The organism is Geobacillus sp. (assembly GCF_017515625.1).
Taxonomy (GTDB): domain Bacteria; phylum Bacillota; class Bacilli; order Bacillales; family Anoxybacillaceae; genus Geobacillus; species Geobacillus stearothermophilus.
Map to the genome: position 1 here is coordinate 16,579 of NZ_JAFWFM010000129.1, position 18,513 is coordinate 35,091.

Annotated in this window: 21 protein-coding genes; all 21 read right to left on the reverse strand. The window is 52.6% G+C overall.

The features are described 5' to 3' along the window. Nucleotides 1-103: 103 nt before the first annotated feature. Nucleotides 104-499: a S1 domain-containing RNA-binding protein gene (locus tag IKE44_RS08100; protein WP_287465552.1), complete on the reverse strand. Its 396-nt coding sequence runs from the start codon at nucleotides 497-499 to the stop codon at nucleotides 104-106. 118 nt (nucleotides 500-617) lie between these two features. Further along, a complete protein-coding gene (locus IKE44_RS08105; protein WP_049624444.1) occupies nucleotides 618-989 on the reverse strand; it encodes an FtsB family cell division protein in 372 nt (123 codons plus the stop codon). A 16-nt stretch (nucleotides 990-1,005) separates the two neighbouring features. Further along, nucleotides 1,006-1,638: a spore cortex biosynthesis protein YabQ gene (gene yabQ, locus IKE44_RS08110; RefSeq protein WP_049624443.1), complete on the reverse strand. Its 633-nt coding sequence runs from the start codon at nucleotides 1,636-1,638 to the stop codon at nucleotides 1,006-1,008. Next, the gene (gene yabP / locus IKE44_RS08115) at nucleotides 1,635-1,940 is read right to left on the reverse strand and encodes a sporulation protein YabP (RefSeq protein ID WP_033008977.1); all 306 of its coding nucleotides are present in this window, start codon (nucleotides 1,938-1,940) and stop codon (nucleotides 1,635-1,637) included. Before yabP ends, yabQ begins: the two co-directional genes overlap by 4 nt. Before the next feature lie 362 nt (nucleotides 1,941-2,302). Continuing rightward, nucleotides 2,303-2,548, reverse strand: coding sequence for an RNA-binding S4 domain-containing protein (locus tag IKE44_RS08120; RefSeq protein ID WP_287465565.1), 246 nt, complete (start codon nucleotides 2,546-2,548; stop codon nucleotides 2,303-2,305). Nucleotides 2,549-2,596: 48 nt separating this feature from the next. Then, nucleotides 2,597-4,057 (reverse strand): bifunctional methyltransferase/pyrophosphohydrolase YabN, encoded by a 1,461-nt coding sequence (yabN, locus tag IKE44_RS08125; RefSeq protein WP_033008979.1) that lies wholly within the window; start codon nucleotides 4,055-4,057, stop codon nucleotides 2,597-2,599. A 6-nt stretch (nucleotides 4,058-4,063) separates the two neighbouring features. Continuing rightward, nucleotides 4,064-5,620 (reverse strand): putative polysaccharide biosynthesis protein, encoded by a 1,557-nt coding sequence (locus IKE44_RS08130; RefSeq protein ID WP_049624442.1) that lies wholly within the window; start codon nucleotides 5,618-5,620, stop codon nucleotides 4,064-4,066. Between the two features lie 320 nt (nucleotides 5,621-5,940). Beyond that, entirely contained in the window at nucleotides 5,941-6,477 is a 537-nt protein-coding gene (gene spoVT / locus IKE44_RS08135; protein WP_033014196.1) for a stage V sporulation protein T, read from the reverse strand. A gap of 227 nt (nucleotides 6,478-6,704) precedes the next feature. Continuing rightward, nucleotides 6,705-10,238 carry a transcription-repair coupling factor gene (mfd, locus tag IKE44_RS08140; RefSeq protein WP_049624441.1) on the reverse strand — a complete coding sequence of 1,178 codons (3,534 nt, stop codon included), beginning with the start codon at nucleotides 10,236-10,238 and terminating at the stop codon, nucleotides 6,705-6,707. An 88-nt stretch (nucleotides 10,239-10,326) separates the two neighbouring features. Next, nucleotides 10,327-10,557 (reverse strand): anti-sigma-F factor Fin, encoded by a 231-nt coding sequence (gene fin / locus IKE44_RS08145; protein ID WP_049624440.1) that lies wholly within the window; start codon nucleotides 10,555-10,557, stop codon nucleotides 10,327-10,329. A 102-nt stretch (nucleotides 10,558-10,659) separates the two neighbouring features. Beyond that, nucleotides 10,660-11,220 (reverse strand): aminoacyl-tRNA hydrolase, encoded by a 561-nt coding sequence (pth, locus tag IKE44_RS08150; RefSeq protein ID WP_033014202.1) that lies wholly within the window; start codon nucleotides 11,218-11,220, stop codon nucleotides 10,660-10,662. Between the two features lie 60 nt (nucleotides 11,221-11,280). Then, nucleotides 11,281-11,913 (reverse strand): 50S ribosomal protein L25/general stress protein Ctc, encoded by a 633-nt coding sequence (locus tag IKE44_RS08155; protein ID WP_033014203.1) that lies wholly within the window; start codon nucleotides 11,911-11,913, stop codon nucleotides 11,281-11,283. Nucleotides 11,914-11,990: 77 nt separating this feature from the next. Then, nucleotides 11,991-12,938, reverse strand: coding sequence for a ribose-phosphate diphosphokinase (locus IKE44_RS08160; protein WP_049624439.1), 948 nt, complete (start codon nucleotides 12,936-12,938; stop codon nucleotides 11,991-11,993). 12 nt (nucleotides 12,939-12,950) lie between these two features. Continuing rightward, nucleotides 12,951-14,327: a bifunctional UDP-N-acetylglucosamine diphosphorylase/glucosamine-1-phosphate N-acetyltransferase GlmU gene (glmU, locus tag IKE44_RS08165; RefSeq protein ID WP_033008990.1), complete on the reverse strand. Its 1,377-nt coding sequence runs from the start codon at nucleotides 14,325-14,327 to the stop codon at nucleotides 12,951-12,953. 468 nt (nucleotides 14,328-14,795) lie between these two features. After that, complete coding sequence (gene spoVG, locus IKE44_RS08170; protein WP_003247437.1) at nucleotides 14,796-15,086, reverse strand: septation regulator SpoVG; 291 nt, start codon at nucleotides 15,084-15,086, stop codon at nucleotides 14,796-14,798. Nucleotides 15,087-15,213: 127 nt separating this feature from the next. Next, complete coding sequence (locus tag IKE44_RS08175) at nucleotides 15,214-15,588, reverse strand: RidA family protein (RefSeq protein WP_033008991.1); 375 nt, start codon at nucleotides 15,586-15,588, stop codon at nucleotides 15,214-15,216. Between the two features lie 47 nt (nucleotides 15,589-15,635). Further along, nucleotides 15,636-16,457 (reverse strand): pur operon repressor, encoded by an 822-nt coding sequence (gene purR, locus IKE44_RS08180; RefSeq protein WP_232854443.1) that lies wholly within the window; start codon nucleotides 16,455-16,457, stop codon nucleotides 15,636-15,638. Nucleotides 16,458-16,512: 55 nt separating this feature from the next. Then, on the reverse strand, nucleotides 16,513-17,385 hold the full coding sequence (gene ispE / locus IKE44_RS08185; RefSeq protein ID WP_033014208.1) for a 4-(cytidine 5'-diphospho)-2-C-methyl-D-erythritol kinase: 873 nt from the start codon (nucleotides 17,383-17,385) through the stop codon (nucleotides 16,513-16,515). A 224-nt stretch (nucleotides 17,386-17,609) separates the two neighbouring features. Beyond that, nucleotides 17,610-17,789, reverse strand: a complete 180-nt coding sequence (locus IKE44_RS08190; protein WP_011886605.1) for a small, acid-soluble spore protein, alpha/beta type — start codon at nucleotides 17,787-17,789, stop codon at nucleotides 17,610-17,612. A gap of 193 nt (nucleotides 17,790-17,982) precedes the next feature. Continuing rightward, nucleotides 17,983-18,240 (reverse strand): biofilm formation stimulator Veg, encoded by a 258-nt coding sequence (gene veg, locus IKE44_RS08195; RefSeq protein WP_033008996.1) that lies wholly within the window; start codon nucleotides 18,238-18,240, stop codon nucleotides 17,983-17,985. Nucleotides 18,241-18,310: 70 nt separating this feature from the next. Further along, on the reverse strand, nucleotides 18,311-18,513 hold a 203-nt coding region (locus IKE44_RS08200; protein WP_287465562.1), incomplete at its 5' end, for a hypothetical protein.

Below are 18,513 nucleotides of genomic sequence, written 5' to 3' on the forward strand. Positions count from 1 at the left end.
ATACATCCTTTCTTTCGCCAAACCCAACAAAGAAGCATCCATGACCATGGATGCTTTGTTGTCCCCCTATTCGTCATCTTTCCGGCATTCATTCAGCAGCAAGTTACCTGCGTCTCGATCCACGACCTCCCCGCTTCGATTCGGTATGGCGGCGCAACGACGCCAATCGGTCTTCACTCTCTTTCAGGAAACGGCTGATTTTTTGCTCTAAGCTGTCAGCCGCAGAGCGGTCATGCGCCCGGCGCGGCCGCTGCGAAGAAGGCGTATCCTTTGCTTTGCGAATGGACAAGCCGATCTTTCCGTCTTGGCCGACGTTAATGACTTTGACATACACCGTGTCGCCGACTTTCAAATGGTCGTTGATATCTTTGACGTAGTTATCGGCTACCTCGCTGATATGAACGAGTCCTGTCACACCTTCCGGCAGCTCCACAAACGCCCCGAATTTCGTAATGCCTGTGACTTTGCCTTGTAACTTGCTGCCTACTTCAATCGACATAAAAAAAGTGCTCCTCCTTAAAACGCTTTAAAGATGGTGTTGATTTCATTATAGCGAATAAAAAAAATAAGTGTCAATATGACGAATGCCCGTATTGAACGGGCATTGGAGGGATTTGTTACTTTTCGGGCAACACAAAAATAATTTCCCCATCCTTTGACAAATAATATTTTTTTCGCGCCAGCTCAGCGATGTAGTCATCATCATGCAGCCTTTTCATTTCCTCTTTCATCTGCTTTTTCTGGCGTTTCAGTTCCGCAAGCTGTTTGGTCAACCTTTCTTTTTCCGCCCTTTTCGCATCAACCGTCTTTGCCTGCAGGTGCAAAGCATAGACAAGGACGGAGGCGACCACGGCCAACAGCAACGACCAAAAGGCAAAACGGATGGCCAAAATTCGCCGTCTTCGCGACGCCCTCCGCTGTTTCTCCTCCTGCTCGGCCGCATACGTCGATGCCAGCTTCGTCACGTTTGTTCTCCTGGGCATGTTCATTGCCTTTGCACCTCTTTTACTTTCGCCATTTCGCCAGCCACATGCCTATTTTCTCTTGTGTATTCTTGATTTGTCCAGCAAATCCCTTCAAACGGCGAAAAAATTTTTCCACCCAGGCCCGGCGGGACGGCGGAATCCGCCGCCAAACGGCGATGCCCGTCCAACGAAACGGGGCAAACAGAAGAACAACGGCTTTCCAAACCGCAAGCAACAAAAATCGTCCCATCCATATCACAAGCCGCCAGGCAAACAAAAGAAGCGCAAGCGCCATTTGCCCGAGAAGAACGAGCGGGCGGATCACGATGTAACGGAACAGCTGGGCGATGATGTTTCCGGTTCTGACCGCCAGCTGAATGAGCCATTCCAGCACCCGAACGTACAACGAACGGAGCAGGCTTTGATAGGCGGCATAGCCGCACAACAGCGCCAAAAACAGATAAAAGCGAAGCTCGCCATTGTTGACGAGCAGCAACACATAAAATACGAGAAGCGCCTGCACCGCCCAAAACAGTACATCGTTCACGAAAACGAGCCAGTGCGCCCGTTCACGCCGGTTGAGAAACCGATTGTACGTGTCCAGCGCCATGCCGAGCCAGCCCCCCATGCCAATCATCGCGAGCATGGTGAGGAACTGTGTGGTGATGGTCATTTGAACAACTTGCTAAAGAATCCTTTAGCCTTCTCCTGATGATCGTCTAAGTAAACGAGGTCAAAAATGCGCCCTTTAATCGAAACGACGCCTTTGTCGACATCTAAGTTTTTCATTTGCAAATTCTGCCCGCGGATCGCCAAAAAACCCATGACCGTCTCAAGCAAAAACTCCTCATTGTCAAAGCTTTCCACTTGTTTGACCCCGGTAATGTCAAGGAGGCGCCGGCCGCGCATGATCACGTCGTGTTCTTGGACCGGACCTTTGTTCGTGTTTCCGCCAAATTCCTCATGTCGGTTCATGTTCATCCCCCGCATTTCCTATTTAGAATGAAAGCCGGCTAGGCCGCCCGTTGTTTCTCATCCGCTGTCTGTACCATATGTATGTCAGCGGGGGATCGTTTAGAACAAGCCTTAAGGACAAAGTGAACCCCCACCGCCTGCGCTTCACTTAGAGGCGGGGGCTTCCAGCGCCTTGTGCGTGCTCCGCTGAACGGCAGCCCTGCACAGGAATCCTTGACGCTTCCCTTCGTTCCGAAGGCGCCCGTTCGAACAAGAACCGAATGATATTCAATTGGCGATTGCCGGCCGAAATTCACTTCCCCCTATTCACTAGGCTTCGCCCTTCGCGCTCCCTGAGACAGGAGACGTCTTTCGGAAATCCGTTAAACGCCGCCTTGATCCGGATCAGGGGCCGTCCGTTCCTCGCGAACGAGCTCGTACATTTCGGCTGCCTCTTCTTTTTTCACCGTTTCTTTTACACTAGTCACTTTTACCGTTACCCGTTTTTGCCCGAACTGAATCGTCAGTTCATCGCCGATTTTTACATCTGAACTTGCCTTCGCGACGTGGCCGTTGATCCACACCCGGCCTTGGTCGGCGACTTCTTTTGCCAATGTGCGGCGTTTAATGAGGCGGGATACTTTTTAAAATTTATCAAGGCGCATGCCCTTTCCCCCTTACTGTTCGTTTTCTTTTGCTTCTTCCCAAAAGCGGTCGAGCTCAGCGAGCGAGAACGATGTGATCGGTCGGCCGCTTTTTCGCACTTGCTCCTCAATGTAGGCGAAGCGGCGGGCGAATTTGTCGTTCGCCATCTGCAATGCTTCTTCGGGCTGAATATCATAATAGCGGGCAAGGTTGATAAGCGCAAACAATACGTCGCCGAACTCGCTGACGAGCGCCGCGCGGCGGCCGCCCGAAGCTTCAGCCCGGAACTCCGCCATTTCTTCCTCTACCTTTTCCCAAATGGGAGCGGCATCGTCCCAGTCAAAGCCGACGTTTGCTGCTTTTTTCTGCAGCTCATACGCCCGCATCGTCCCCGGCAGGCTTTTTGGAACATCCGCTAAAATCGACGCTGGCCGGCCGGTCCCTTTTTCCTTCTCCTTAATTTTTTCCCAGTTCGCTGTAACTTGCTCAGCTGTTTCAGCCGTCGCATCGCCAAATACGTGCGGATGGCGGCGAATCATCTTCGCAGTCAATGTCCGGATGACGTCATCAATCGAAAACATCCCACGGTCAGCGCCGATCTGGGCATGGAGCATCACTTGCAGCAGCACGTCACCGAGCTCTTCGACCATATGGTCATCGTCATCATCGTCAATGGCTTCAAGCAACTCATACGCCTCTTCAAGCAAGTACCGCTTCAGCGACGCATGCGTCTGCTTCCGGTCCCACGGGCAGCCGTGCGGCCCTCTCAACGTCGCGATGACGCGGCGCAACGTTTCAAACCGATGGTATAGCAGCGGCTCATCCTTGACCGGCGGCACATAGACGCTCGTTAAATTGTCAAGCGCCGCCTGACGGTCCAATTCATAGAGCGGCACTTGCTTCACTTGTTCGCTCTTCGTCCCGGCCGCGGTCACAATATAGACCGGATAGTCGTCCGGAAGCTGTTCCATCAGCGACAGTTTCACATTCGAAGCGACGAACGGGTCGTACACTTGGCAAAAGACAGCATGCAGCGATGGCGACCATTCGTCCCCTTGGAAAGCGGTCGCATCCAACAGCTGGAACCCCTCGATTGGATCAATGCGCACCGCTGTAAACAACGCATCTAAAAAGCTTTGCCCGCCCTCGATGACCACCCGGCAATCGCCGCGTTGCTCCGCTTCCAACAACAGCTGCACCGTCCGTTCGGCGACAAGCGGATGGCCAGGGACAGCGTAAAACACATCCCCGTGTTTTGCCTGCTCGATGAGAGTGCCGGCAATTTCTTCATATACATCAGCAAATTGCTCATGCTTTTCGTAAACATCATCAAACGATGTAAACGCGATGCCCTCTTCTTGAAGCCCTTCGGCCGCCGGATGCTCCTTCGTCCGCAAAAAAAGCGGATGCGCCTTTTTTAGCTTTCGATACACGCCGACCGTCAGCTGCTCCACATCCCCGGCGCCAAGGCCGAAAATATAAATCGTATTCACCGCTGATCACCTGCTTCCTAATCGTAAATGAAATTTGTGAACGAACGGGAGAGCGGACAACTCTTGTTCGGAAAATACACTCCCCCTCACGATGCATGCGATATAGACAGCCGCGCCGAGAACGACGCCGCCAAGCGCCTCGGCGGACGCCCATAGGCGTCCCCCGCCTGAAGCGTCCATTAACCATGTATACAACTTCAGCACCGCCATCATGGCGACAGCCGCCTTCACAATTGGATATATGCATACTCGCGCGCGCGCTGACCGGTATTCACGCGGCAAACGCACGTATAAGAAGCCTGCCATAAGCGCATAAGCCCCTGTTGTCGCCAAGGCGGCGCCAAGGGCGCCGAACGACGGCACAAGCCAGCGCATAAGGACGATTTTCCCTGCCAAAGCCGCCGCCACGCCGGCCGCCGCTGTCCACTCTTTCCCCATTCCTTGCAATAAAGCGGAGGCAGTCAACGCCATCGTCGCAAAAAAGACAGAAGCGGACAAGACGGCAAGGACCAACGAACCGCGGTCGTTTTCAAACAGCATGGTGTTGATCGGGCGAATGAGGCAAATGAGCCCCGATGAAGCGCCGACGCCGATGACCGCGGCGAACCGGATCGGCAACATGCTGTGCAGAAAGGACGGCTCCCGCCCGCGCCGCATGCCGGAAACGAACGGAACAAGCGCCAATGAAAGCGATGTGCCGACAGCCGTGCCAAGCTGAATCAGCGGCTGGCCGCGGTCGTACACCCCTTTTAACTCTTTCACCTCATTCAACTCCAGCCCGGTTTCTTGGAGAAGCGGGACGAACAAAAACGAGTCGACGAGCGGAACAAGCGTCAACACCATGTTGGTGAAACAAATGACCGTTCCAACTGTAAGCAAATGCCATCCCGCCTGTCGCACCGAGCCGGGCGGCGTATGCCCGGCCGGTTTTTGCCGTCCGCGCCGGACCAGATAAAAGAGCAAGATGAGAAGCGCGGCCGCCATGCCCGCCAACGTCCCGCCGACCGCAGCCATGCCGCACGCATAGGCGTCAGCGCCGCGCTTGATCGCCCAATAAGACAACCCTAAAATCGCCGTCACACGCACCGTCTGCTCGCCGACTTGGGACACTGCCGTCGGCGCCATGTCATGGCGCCCTTGAAAAACGCCGCGCAACACCGCAATGAGCGGAAAGAATAAGCATGAAAATGAAAGCACCCGCACCAACCCTTCAAGCTGCCTGTCGCCCATCCATAACGAAATGGCGCCGGCTCCTATATATAACACGGCAAACAACACCGCTCCCGCCCCGCCCAACAGCAGCAGCGCGATGCGGCCGACAGCGGCCGCTCCCGCCTCGTCCCGCGCCGCCAGCCGCTCAGCGATGAGCTTCGAAATGGCAACCGGGTAACCGGTCAGCGACAGCGCGACAACGATTCCATAAATGGGGTAAACTTGTTGGTAAATATAAAAACCGACATCCCCGACCATATTTTGATACGGGATGCGGTAGAGCGCGCTTAACAGCTTCGTAAGCAAAGTGGCAGCAGTCAAGGCAGCTGCACCTTTCCATACGTTTCCCATGCCCCTTCTCCTCCCGCTTGTATGGCGCCAGATGGCGAACAGTCCATCAAGAGCACTGGCCGCACAAACCGTCAACATTACCGCAACAAACGGCTACGCTCGATATTATAGCGCAATGCAGGCGATGAGACAAAAGCGGGAGCCGCCCATCGGCCATGGCCTCAGTCCAGCGGAACGGGAACGGACCAACCAACATAGCAACCCCATTGCAGACAAAGCAGAAAGGAAAAGATCCCGACCTTCTCCCATCAACGATAAATGTGCGGCCCGATCAAAAAGGGTGTCCCGATCTTTTGGGACACCCTCTTTTTGCGTTCCATTTATTGTTCCATTTGCCGGGCCAAAAAGCTGGCCGCTGTTTCCACTGCTTTATGTTCAACTTCGCCGAGCGTTTTCTCGCGCGATAAAATGATGACGGCTCCAATCGGATCGCCGTTGGCCACAATCGGGCCGATCGTATACGACTTCAACGTTTCCGTCATCCCGTCGACCAGCTCGACCTCGCCCTCCTCCGTATGGAGAACGGAGTTGCGATCTTCCATGGCTCTCTCCACTAACGGGCTGACGCTTTTGTTCATGTATTCTTTTTTCGAAACACCGGCAACGGCAATAAATACGTCGCGGTCGCAAATGAGCACCGGCTGTCCGAGGCTGTCAAACAGCGCCTCGGCGTACTCCTTGGCAAAGTCGCCGAGCTCACTGATCGGCGAATATTTTTTCAAAATGACCTCTCCATCGCGATCGACAAATATTTCGAGCGGATCTCCTTCGCGAATGCGTAATGTTCTGCGAATTTCCTTCGGAATTACAACCCTGCCTAAGTCGTCAATCCGACGAACAATACCGGTTGCTTTCATGCCTTGTATACCCTCACTTTCATCTAGGATTTGAAGGATACTCCGATGAACCCTGTTGTAATGGGGAATTCACCATTGTTGTCATTAGTATCCTTCACAATCCACGTTCTATGCACGATGAAAGTGATTTTGGCCATTTTAGTAAAATTGCCCATCCTTCACTATCGCCACATCAGCAAAACCGTAAACGTATAAAATGAACATAACGCCTCATTTTTTCTTTATAGCTAGGCGATGATCGACTTTTCGTTTTTCACTCCGGACAATTCCCTCAACGTCTCATATAAAATCGCCAGCCACTCGTGCGCTTTCATTTGCTTAATGTAAAGCACAATTTTCAGCTTCACCCCCTCCATGCCAAACCCAAACAGGCGCCCGTACTGCCGGCCGACGCCGGACAAGCGCTGAATCTCCACCGTTTTCGACGCTTCTTCAGTGAATAGAATGTCAACTTGCTGCTTATGTTGCTTAATCGATTCAACACCGAGCTGTTTCGCCAGCACTTTGATCTCGGCAATCTGTAGCAAATAGGCGACGGCATCCGGATAATCGCCGAAGCGGTCCACCATCTCTTCGCGCAGCGCTTCAACATCTTCGAGCGTCTCGACCGCTTTAAACCGCTTGTACATCTCGATTTTTTGCAGCCCATCGGAAATGTAGGCATCCGGAATGTAGGCGTCGACTTCCACGTCGATCGTCACTTCCGGCCGCTCGTCTTCTCGTTTCAAGCCGCGCCGTTTTTCGATCGCCTCTTTCAACATTTGCGAATATAAGTCAAATCCGACCGAGTCGATAAAGCCGTGCTGTTCAGCGCCGAGAATATTGCCGGCGCCACGGATCGACAAGTCACGCATGGCGATTTTAAAGCCGGAGCCAAGCTCGGTGAACTCTTTAATGGCTTGCAGCCGTTTTTCCGCCGTTTCATTCAGCACTTTGTCTTTCCGGTAGGTGAAATACGCGTAGGCAACGCGGTTCGAACGGCCGACGCGCCCGCGCAGCTGGTACAGCTGCGACAGCCCCATCCGGTCGGCATCGTACACGATGAGTGTATTGACGTTTGGAATATCGACGCCTGTCTCAATAATCGTCGTCGTCACGAGCACGTCATATTGTCCTTCCAAAAACGCTAAAATCGTTGATTCAAGTTCGGTTTCTGACATCCGCCCGTGCGCGAACGTGACGCGTGCTTCCGGGACAAGCTGGGCGATTTCTTCCGCTTTCAAGTCGATGTCTTCAATATGGTTGTAGAGGAAAAACACTTGCCCATCGCGGGCGAGCTCACGTTCAATCGCCTCTTTGACAAGCTCCGGCGTATATTCCATGACATACGTCTGCACCGGGAACCGGTTTTCCGGCGGCGTCTCGATGATCGATAAATCGCGCACGCCGATCATCGACATATGAAGCGTCCGCGGAATCGGCGTCGCCGTTAAGGTGAGCACGTCGATATTCGCTTTCAGCTGCTTGATTTTTTCTTTATGCGCCACGCCAAACCGCTGCTCCTCGTCGATGATGAGCAACCCTAAATCCTTAAACTTTACATCCTTCGACAGCAGCCGGTGCGTGCCAATGACCATATCGATTGTGCCGTCTTTCAACCCTTTGATCGTCTCCGCCTGCTGTTTTTTCGTGCGGAACCGGTTGAGCAGCCCGACGTTAATCGGAAATCCTTGAAACCGCTCACGAACCGTTTCGTAATGCTGCTGAGCCAAAATCGTCGTCGGCACAAGAAAAGCGACTTGCTTGCCGTCCATAATGGCTTTAAACGCCGCGCGCAGCGCCACTTCCGTTTTCCCGTAGCCGACATCGCCGCAAAGGAGGCGGTCCATCGGCTTTTCGCTTTCCATATCGCGCTTAATTTCTTCAATCGACCGGAGCTGGTCTTCCGTCTCTTGATATGGAAACGCGGCCTCAAATTCGCGCTGCATTTCCGTGTCCGGCGAAAACGCGTACCCCTTGCTCGCCTCGCGCTCGGCATACAACTTGATCAAATCTTCCGCGATATCTTGAACAGACGATTCCACTTTCTTTTTGACTTTTTTCCATTCCGAGCCGCCAAGCTTATAAATTTTCGGCTCTTTTCCTTCCGAACCGACGTACTTTTGCACTTGATCCATTTGGTCGACCGGGACGTACAGCGTGTCGCCGCCTTGATATTGGATATGGATGTAGTCTTTATGCACTCCATTGATTTCTAACGTCTCGATGCCTAAATATTTTCCGATGCCGTGGTTGACATGGACGACGTAATCGCCGACTTGCAGTTCAGCGTAGCTTTTAATCCGCTCGGCGTTGGACAGCTTTTGCCGGCGCACCGGGCGTTTCGCTCGCTTCTTAAACAGTTCCTCTTCCGTAATGACAGCCAGCTTTTGCAGCGGCAGCTCAAATCCTGTATTTAAATCGCCTTCGAGAAGTTGGCATTTGCCGTAAAGCAGTGCGGCCTCAGGCGGAAGCGGCGCTGCATCGACCCCATAATCTTCCAAAACTGACTGCAGCCTTTTTGCCCGTTCGGCATCCGGCGCCAAAAAGACGACGGCGTAATTCGCTTTCTTCCAACGCTCGACTTCAGACTGGAGAAGCGCCATTTGTCCGTGGAAGTTTTGCATTTGCTTGCACGTAATATTGACGACATTTTGCGGATGGGTATAAGGCGCATGGCGCAAAAACAAGGACAAATAAACCCGCTGGAATCGATGTTTTTTCAACAATTCAGAAAGTGAGTGTGAAATGGGCACATCATGAATGATTTTCCCGCTGTCAAGCAGGCTTGTATACCAATCCGCTTCTTCGCGGTCGAGCCGCTCCGCCGTCTCCTGCAACCGGCTCATTTCATCCATCAGCAGCACGCCGTCTTCCGGCATATAATCTAGCAAACTTGAAACGTTCTCATAGAAAAGGGACATATATTTATATTGTTGCTCGATTTCCCGGCCCTCGCGCAACTGTTCCAATTCGGCATGGATCTGTTCGTACATCCGCTGCTTGGCGGCGTCATCCTTCATTTTTTCGAGGCTGGCCGCCAAACCGGCTTCAATTCGTTCAATCCCCCGCTGCCGCGTCCCCTCGTCGAGAATGATTTCGTCGGCTGGGCTGATGGCGATGCTCTCTACTTGCCCGTGCGAGCGCTGATCATCGGGGGTGAACGTGCGAATCGATTCGATTTCCGTATCAAACAGCTCGATCCGGTACGGGAGCTCGGCCGTGAGCGGATAAATATCCACGATGCCGCCGCGGATGCTGAACTCCCCAGGGGCGGAAACAGTTGCCACCCGCTTGTATCCCATTTGGACAAACCGCTGTTTATACTGCTCGAGATCCAGCTCTTGTCCAACCGTGAACGTGAACAAATACTGTTTCCAAAGCGATGGCGGCGGCAGCAAGCGCCGCAGGCCGGCGACCGGACAGACGACGATCCCCTTCCCGCCTTGCACCCAATGGTTCATAATTTCGAGGCGTTGTGCCTTCAGCTCCGGACTGGCGACTGCCATTTCGGCGGCGATCACTTCATCGACGGAATACAGAAACACCTCGTCCGGACCGAGCAGCGAAACGAGGTCATCATACATTTTTTGCGCCTGAAACAAGTTGTAAGCCACTACGAGCAACGGGCGTCCCGTTTCCTTATAAAGCGTGGAAACAAAAACAGACCGGGCCGACCCCGACAGCCCGGCGACAAGCTGTTCTTTCAGGCGGGCGTGGATTCCTTCTATGATGGTGCGAACATCTTGGTTCTCAGCTAAATAGCGATGCAATGAAAGCACCCCTATTCTCCCTCCTCTCAATGCTAGTTTCTTTCTCTTTCCGCGTTCAGCCAAAACATAAAAATGCTTTGGTCGCCCAAAGCTGCGCCTAATGAATAAATTTTTCGTATTGATGCCACTCCGGATTTCGCGCCAACACTTCTTGACAGTCTTCGCAAATGGTTTTGACGTGAATATCCCCGTTCGGCTTGTACGAAATCATATCAAGCCGTTCCTCTTCCGTTAAATGGTGGAATCCGAGCTTTTCGCTATAGACGGATACCTGTTCAATAGTTCCGACTCTGGCGCCGCAATGGCGGCAATAGTAATGCAATGCCATCGAAGCAAACCTCCTCACTGGGCTGTTCCGTCCGCAGGGCGGATGGAGCCGGCGCCCCATGCCTTCCGTACTCACATTGTGCACCAGTTTGGAGGAAAATATTCACTTGTTAAACTCGTTCATCACCTGGGTAAACGGCGCCGCCACCGCCTGTTCGCACGCATCGGCAGCCCGCAAAACCGCTTCAGCGACCGCCGGCTTCTCCTCCTCCGTAAAACGGCTGAGCACATAATCCGCCACCGGCTGCCCGCTGGCCGGCCGGCCGATGCCGATGCGAATGCGCTTAAACTGCTCGGTGCCGAGGTGATGGATAAGCGATTTGACACCGTTGTGACCGCCGGAGCTCCCTTTCAAGCGAAGACGGATTTTTCCTGGCGGAAGATCGAGGTCATCGTAAATGACAATGACATCTTCAATGGCGATGCCATAGTAATCGATGAGCGGGCGAACACATTCCCCTGATAAATTCATATATGTCAACGGTTTGCATAATGCCACTTTTTCGCCGGAAACGGACGCCGTTCCGAACAGGCCGCGGAACTTGGCGGTTTTCAACGAAACGTCCCAACGTTTGGCCAGCTCATCAATGACGAAAAAACCGATGTTGTGCCGCGTTTGCTCGTATTCCTTGCCCGGATTTCCAAGCCCGACAAACAGCTTCAATCGTTGCGCCCCTCTCTATGCATGATACTACAAAAGACGTAACCGAAACGGTTACGTCTGTCACTTTTCTGGCGTCGTCTCTCTTCCTTCCTCGGCATCAGGCTGCCCCGGCTCTTGCTGCTCGCCGCTATGGATTTCCTCTTCCTGCTGCGGCGGCAAGATCGTCGCAATCACTTCGGAAGGTTCATGGTTAATTTCAAATTTTCCATCTGTCTGCACATCGCCAACCGTGACGGTATCGCCGACTTGCAAACCGGAGATGTCCACTTCAATCGCTGGCGGAATGTTCGCCGGCAAGACGCGGATCGACAACTCATGCAAGTTTTGCTGCAACACGCCGCCGTCTTTTACCCCCGGCGCTTCGCCCACCAATCGGACTTCTACGTCAATATCGACTTCTGTCGACATGTCGACCGCTTGAAAATCAGCGTGAAGGAGCTCGCCGCGCAGCGGATCGCGCTGCAGCTCGCGCAAGAGCACCGAATAGTCGTCGCCGCCGACTTTCAATGTTATCAAGCTCGTGCGCCCACCTTCACGAAGCACCTTCTCCAATTCAGCAGCGCTGACAAAAATCATTTTGTTTTCGACTTTTTTGCCGTACAAAATCGCTGGAATGCCCCCTTGCGAACGAATACGCCGCAATGTCGAACGTTTTTTGTCTGTGCGTTCTTTCGCTTCCAACACAATCGCCATGTTTCTTCACCTTCCTGAATTAGAATCTATTGACTACTTTATCCTAAAACAAGAAGGGCTAAACATGTTTTCTTGCGTTAGTCGAACAGGACGCTGACAGACTTCATTTCATACACGCGCGTAATCGCTTCAGCAATGAGCGGCGCCACCGACAGCTCTACAATTTTATCAATTTTCTTTTCTTCTGGCAAGGCAATCGAATTGGTGACGACCAGTTCCTTAATTTTGGAACTTTGAATGCGCTCGATCGCTGGACCAGACAGCACCGGATGGGTGCAGCACGCGTACACTTCCTTCGCCCCATGTTCAACAAGAGCGTTCGCCGCGAGCATAATCGTGCCGGCCGTGTCGATAATGTCGTCAATCAAAATGGCCGTTTTCCCGCTCACTTGCCCAATAATGTTCATCACTTCCACCGCGTTCGGGCGCGGCCGGCGTTTGTCGATGATCGCCAATGGCGCTTTCAGACGGTCGGCGAGTTTGCGCGCCCGCGTTACGCCGCCGTGATCCGGGGACACAACGACAATGTCATCCAACTGTTTGCTTTTAAAATAATCAGCCAAAATCGGCACGCCCATTAGATGATCGATCGGGATATCAAAAAACCCTTGGATTTGCGGGGCATGCAAATCAAGCGTAATGACGCGCGACGCCCCGGCCGTCTCAAGCAAGTTCGCCACCAGCTTGGCCGTGATCGGCTCGCGCGCCCGCGCTTTCCGGTCTTGGCGGGCATAGCCGTAATACGGGATGACGATATTGATCGTACGCGCTGACGCCCGCTTTAACGCATCGATCATAATGAGCAGCTCCATTAAATGCTCATTGACCGGGACGCTCGTCGATTGAATGACAAATACATCGTCGCCGCGGATGCTTTCCTCAATGTTAATTTGGATCTCCCCGTCGCTAAAGCGGGAAACGGAACATTTGCTAAGCTCGATCCCCATGACTTCCGCAATTTCTTTCGCTAGCCTCATGTTCGAGTTAAGGGCGAACAACTTTAGTTGGTGCTGGCATTCAGACATGATAAACCTCCATTAAGATTTTTTCTTGCCTGGCAGGCGATCAACATAATGTTCTTTATTGACTTGCCGGGCGCGGGCGATGGCGAGGGCGCGGCCGGGAACGTCGTCGGTGATCGTCGATCCGGCGGCGACGTAAGCGCCCCGGCCGACCGTAACCGGGGCAATCAAGTTGACGTTGCAGCCGATAAACGCCCCGTCTTCAATTTTGGTCATATACTTATGCACGCCATCATAGTTGACGGTAATCGACCCGCAACCAAGGTTGACATCGGCGCCGACTTGCGCGTCGCCGATATAGCTTAAATGCGAGGCTTTGCTTCCTTTGCCGAACGTCGATTTTTTCACCTCGACAAAATTGCCGATCCGCACCTCGTCATCAATTTTCGACAGCGGACGGATATGGGCGAACGGGCCGATCGTGACATCGTTGCCGATCTCGCTGTCATGGGCGACCGAATGGCGGATGGACGTGCGGTGGCCGATATGACAGTTTTTAATTTCCGCATGCGGTCCAATCGTGCAATCCTCGCCGATCACTGTTTCGCCTTCGATGACTGTGCCGGGATAAATGACCGTATCGCGGCCAATCGTCGCGTCGGCGGAAATATACGTGCAGCCCGGGTCGATGATCGTAACCCCGTTTTCCATATGCCGGCGGCAAATGCGCTCGCGCATGATCCGCTCCGCCTCGGCAAGGGCGATGCGGTCATTGACCCCGATCGTTTCCTCAAATGACGGCGCCTGATAAGCGGATACTGTGCCGCCGCCCGCTTTGATAATTTCAATCACGTCGGTTAAATAATATTCCCCTTGGGCGTTGTTGTTTGTCACGTTTGTAAGCGCTTGAAACAATGTTTGGTTGTCAAAGCAATACGTTCCAGTGTTAATCTCGCGAATAGCCCGTTCCTCTTCATTCGCATCTTTATGTTCAACAATTTTTTCAACGCCGCCGGCACTGTTGCGGACGATGCGGCCATATCCAGCCGGGTCGTCAGCGATGGCTGTCAATACCGTCGCCTTCGCTTTGGCGGCCAAATGGTGCTCGACGAGCGCCTTCATCGTCTCAGCGGTGATGAGCGGCGTGTCTCCGCAGACGACGATCGTCACCCCTTCGAGACCTTGCAAATATGGGGCTGCCTGCATCACCGCATGCGCCGTCCCAAGCTGTTCCTCTTGCAATGCGTACTCGCATTGGGCGCCAAGCTGCTCTTTCACCTGCTCCGCCCCAAATCCAACGACCGTGACGGTTTTTTCCACCCCAAGTTTGGATACTTGATCCATGACGTGCTGAACCATTGGCTTGCCGCAAACGGGATGAAGCACCTTATACTGCTTCGACTTCATCCGCGTTCCTTGTCCGGCCGCCAAAACGACCGCATATCGCTTCATGTGAAAAGCCTCCAATTATCCTTTTAATCATAGTCCCAAGAGAAGATCCCCCCACTTCAAGCGCGTGAAAGACGAAGCCCCACGACCAGCGGGGGAATGCCGGTGGCATCAGCCAAAACACATAATCAAATCAATGTATATCATGTTCTTTGTAAACTAGATATAGCGGGTTGCATGGAGAACATTCAATGCGAAAACAAGCGAAGCCTTCCATGCGTACCATATTCAAAGGCGCGAAAAAACCCCAAATCGTCGAACCAGGGTTGGGACGACCCGAAGTGACGCTCAGGGAGACGAAAGAATGGCTTTCGTCATGGAACTGAGAAGCTCCCACTTCAAGCAAAGCGAAGTGGGAGTAGTTCGCCCATAATTGAATATATATGAATCAACAGCACTTTTCAAGGAAACAATGCGGATGGCAAAAAATAAGGAGCTTGGTGAATTTCACCTAAGCCCCCTTTCATATGTTTACGAAGCGCCCGCTTCTTCAAGTTCTTCTTCCAGCTTCCCGAGGCGGTGGTACTCAGCTAAGATCGCCTCTTGAATTTTTCCGCGCGTAGCGGAGTTGATCGGATGCGCGATATCGCGGAACTCCCCGTCCGGTGTACGCTTGCTTGGCATCGCGACAAACAAGCCGTTATTCCCGTCAATGACGCGGATGTCATGGACAACGAACTCATTGTCCAACGTAATGGAGGCGATCGCTTTCATCCGTCCTTCGGTGTTGACGCGGCGTAATCTTACGTCTGTCACTTCCATTATGTTCACCACCTTTTCCCCTATATAAGACTCGATGTAATTAATTCCACGCCTTTCGGCAATTTCCTTCCTTTTTCAAAAAATTTTTTCTAAATTTCAGCAAGGGAAAAGATGGATGCGCCCCTCTTTATCGCACGAGGGCAACGACTTCGATTTCAACTAGGGCGTCTTTCGGCAGCCGAGCCACCTCAACGCATGAGCGCGCTGGTTTATGGTTCGGGAAATATTGACTGTACACTTCGTTCATGGCCGCAAAATCATCCATGCTTTTTAAAAAAACGGTTGTTTTCACGACTGTGTCGAGTGAGGCGCCGGCGGCTTCCAGCACTGCTTTCAAATTTTGAAACACTTGATGCGTCTGCGCCTGAATGTCGCCTTTTACCATTTCCCCCTCTGGAGTGAGCGGAATTTGCCCAGAGCTGTAAACCATATTGTTGACGATGATCGCTTGTGAATACGGGCCGATCGCTTGCGGCGCATTGGTCGTTTCCACTTTTTTCATTGAAAGAAATCCCCTTTCTAAAGTTTTATAATCAGGCAGCAGGCTGCCTAAAAAAACGCTTTGTAATTGCCTTCCTTGACGGCGATCCGCTTTTCTTTCACGTCCACCGCCAACAGTTTGACGAGCGAGATGTACTCGTCGACAAGCCGCTCTTTTGCTTCCTCAGACTCAACGAGCACACCGATGCCGGAGACGTTGCCGTTAAACTCTTGCAATAAGCTGACCATACCGTTGATCGTGCCGCCCGCTTTCATGAAGTCATCGACAATCAGCACGTTGGCTCCCTCCGCCAGGCTGCGCTTCGACAAAACCATTGTTTGGATGCGTTTGGACGAGCCGGATACGTAGTTGATGCTCACCATCGGCCCTTCCGTCACTTTATTGTCATGGCGGACAATCACAACCGGCACATACAAAAAATTGGCGATCGCATATGCGATCGGAATTCCATTGGTGGCAATGGTCATAACAACATCCACCGGACGGTCGGCAAACATCGACGCATAAAGGCGGCCGATTTTGTTCATAATACGGGGGTCGCCAAGAATGTCGGTCATATACAAATATCCGCCGGGAAGAAGCCGGTCCGGGCGCGACAATTGCTCGCACAAATAGGCGATCACTTCCTCCGCCTCCCCGGCAGCCATTTTCGGAATGTATTGCACGCCGCCGGCCGCGCCGGGCAGCGTCCGAACCGTCCCGATTCCTTGCCGCTCAAACGTTTGTTTAATAATCGTCAAGTCTTCGCTGATCGATGATTTGGCCGATTCGTACCGATCGGCAAAAAACGTCAGCGGAATGAGCTGATGTGGCCGTTCGAGAAGATAATGCGTCATATCGACTAAACGGCCGCTTCGCCTAAGCTTCATAGCCGACCTCCTAAAACCGAATGTTATAAATTTATTTTAACAAAAATGTACGTGTTTAATCAAGCGAATGCCGCTCCCCCAACAGCCTGACCGCAAACACTTGATCGCAAAAGCCCCGCAGTCCGTTATACACCCGCTGCATTCTCGAATCATGCTCGATCAGCCCAAACACTGTCGGCCCGCTTCCGCTCATCAGCACCGCATCAGCTCCGAACCGTTTCATTTGCTCTTTAATATGCGCAACTTCCGGATATTTTTTTAAGGTCACTTCCTCCAACACGTTGCCGACCAACCGGCAAATGCCCTCATAATCTTGCCGTTCGATCGCTTTCACCATTGCATCGACATCCGGATGGCAGACATGCTCAAGCTGCAAATTTCGGTACACATCGGCCGTCGACACGCCAATTGGGGGCTTGGCCAACACCACCCAGCATGGCGGCGGCGACGGGATGGGGGTGATGATTTCGCCGCGCCCGGTCGCCACAGCTGTTCCGCCGTAGACGCAAAACGCAACATCCGAGCCGATTTGCGCACCAAGCTCAGCCAATTCCCGGACGGTCAATCCGAGCTGCCAAAGCTTGTTGAGCCCGCGCAACGTTGCGGCCGCGTCGCTGCTTCCCCCTGCCAGGCCGGCCGCCACCGGAATATGCTTCGCAATCGAAATGGCCACCCCTTGGCGGATCGAAAACGTCTCCTTCATCAGTTTCGCCGCCTGGTACGCCAAATTGCGGCAATCATCCGGCACAAAGCGGTTTTGCGACACAATGCGGATCACATCCTCCTCAGGCAGCGGAATAAGCTCAATGCGGTCCGCCAAATCGATCGTCGTCATCACCATTTTCACTTCATGGTAACCATCGGGGCGTTTATAAAGAACATCAAGTGATAAATTAATTTTTGCCGGCGCTTTGATCGACAGCCTCACTCATCTTCACCTACTTCCACGCACATTGATGATAAACGGCTTCTGGCCAGCCGCCTATCCGCCCGTTGTTTCCTATTTTCAGCGTTTTCCCGCGTGACATTCGTGCTTTTTTCATCAACCCATTTTACCATATTAACATGTCCTGGTGCCGTCGCCAAACGATATATGTAAAAAGGGCGCCCCTGCTAGGGCACCCTTGCCGCAGCGCGCCATCGCCGCCGGCGCTATTCCGTTTTTCCGGCCAGCTGCCGTTCCGCCCGTTCAATCGCCAATCTTACCATATTTCCTGCGTCTTTCGCGCGGATGGCTCCCCACCCTTCACGCTGCACGACATCGTAAAAGCCCAGCTCTTTTGCCAGCTCTTCTTTTAAGCGTTGCGACATAACCCCGCGGCGTCGACCCAATGTCAGCAACCCCTTTCCATGTTCGTTGGCGTTAAGGCGCGAAACGTTGTGCAACCCGCCGGCGCAACAGCCGGCTGACTCGCCTGGTCATGGGGCAGATGAAAGGCGGCTGCGGCAGTTTTAGTATGAAGTGGGGAAGGCGGCTTTATGTCCGCCTATTTATGACAAAACAAAAAGCAGCAAACAAATTTGTCTACTGCCCCCCTGCTTGCTCATCGTCCCAAAACGTCAGCTTTACGGTCTCTGTCAACACGTCGGCGTAGCTGAACGATACACGTTCAAACGAGTTTTCTTTTTGATCCAGTTCAATGACAAATACCGATGGGTAAGTCTCCGCCAAAATGCCGCAACGCTCGATCATTTTTCTGCGTCCGCCGTTGGCCCGCAACGTTAAACGTCTCCCGATATTAGAGTCCAGCGCTTTTTTAATATCGGATAAAGTTTTTGGCATTCGTCATCCACCTCACTATTTGCAATTATAACAAAGATGGTCTTCAAAGTCAAAAAAAATAAAAATTATATCAGCGTGTTTTTATTGCTGTCAATGAATATTTTTCTACAATATCCTTCTTTTTATGTACCTTGTCAGGCGTGTTGATTATCCAATAAAATCCAAAGGGTATAGAAAAAAGAGCACCTTTCCTGTAGAATGTGAGTAACGACACAAACAAACCCAGGAGGTGCTCTCTATGAACAAGCATACCACACTCCCGAATTTGATGCA

What these genes read in the sequence shown, in the direction of transcription:
- IKE44_RS08100 (WP_287465552.1), bottom strand. Translation starts at nt 499, where the DNA reads ATGTCGATTGAAGTAGGCAGCAAGTTACAAGGCAAAGTCACAGGCATT.
- IKE44_RS08105 (WP_049624444.1), bottom strand. Translation starts at nt 989, where the DNA reads ATGAACATGCCCAGGAGAACAAACGTGACGAAGCTGGCATCGACGTAT.
- yabQ (WP_049624443.1), bottom strand. Translation starts at nt 1,638, where the DNA reads ATGACCATCACCACACAGTTCCTCACCATGCTCGCGATGATTGGCATG.
- yabP (WP_033008977.1), bottom strand. Translation starts at nt 1,940, where the DNA reads ATGAACCGACATGAGGAATTTGGCGGAAACACGAACAAAGGTCCGGTC.
- IKE44_RS08130 (WP_049624442.1), bottom strand. Translation starts at nt 5,620, where the DNA reads ATGGGAAACGTATGGAAAGGTGCAGCTGCCTTGACTGCTGCCACTTTG.
- spoVT (WP_033014196.1), bottom strand. Translation starts at nt 6,477, where the DNA reads ATGAAAGCAACCGGTATTGTTCGTCGGATTGACGACTTAGGCAGGGTT.
- fin (WP_049624440.1), bottom strand. Translation starts at nt 10,557, where the DNA reads ATGGCATTGCATTACTATTGCCGCCATTGCGGCGCCAGAGTCGGAACT.
- IKE44_RS08155 (WP_033014203.1), bottom strand. Translation starts at nt 11,913, where the DNA reads ATGGCGATTGTGTTGGAAGCGAAAGAACGCACAGACAAAAAACGTTCG.
- IKE44_RS08160 (WP_049624439.1), bottom strand. Translation starts at nt 12,938, where the DNA reads ATGTCTGAATGCCAGCACCAACTAAAGTTGTTCGCCCTTAACTCGAAC.
- glmU (WP_033008990.1), bottom strand. Translation starts at nt 14,327, where the DNA reads ATGAAGCGATATGCGGTCGTTTTGGCGGCCGGACAAGGAACGCGGATG.
- spoVG (WP_003247437.1), bottom strand. Translation starts at nt 15,086, where the DNA reads ATGGAAGTGACAGACGTAAGATTACGCCGCGTCAACACCGAAGGACGG.
- IKE44_RS08175 (WP_033008991.1), bottom strand. Translation starts at nt 15,588, where the DNA reads ATGAAAAAAGTGGAAACGACCAATGCGCCGCAAGCGATCGGCCCGTAT.
- purR (WP_232854443.1), bottom strand. Translation starts at nt 16,457, where the DNA reads ATGAAGCTTAGGCGAAGCGGCCGTTTAGTCGATATGACGCATTATCTT.
- veg (WP_033008996.1), bottom strand. Translation starts at nt 18,240, where the DNA reads ATGCCAAAAACTTTATCCGATATTAAAAAAGCGCTGGACTCTAATATC.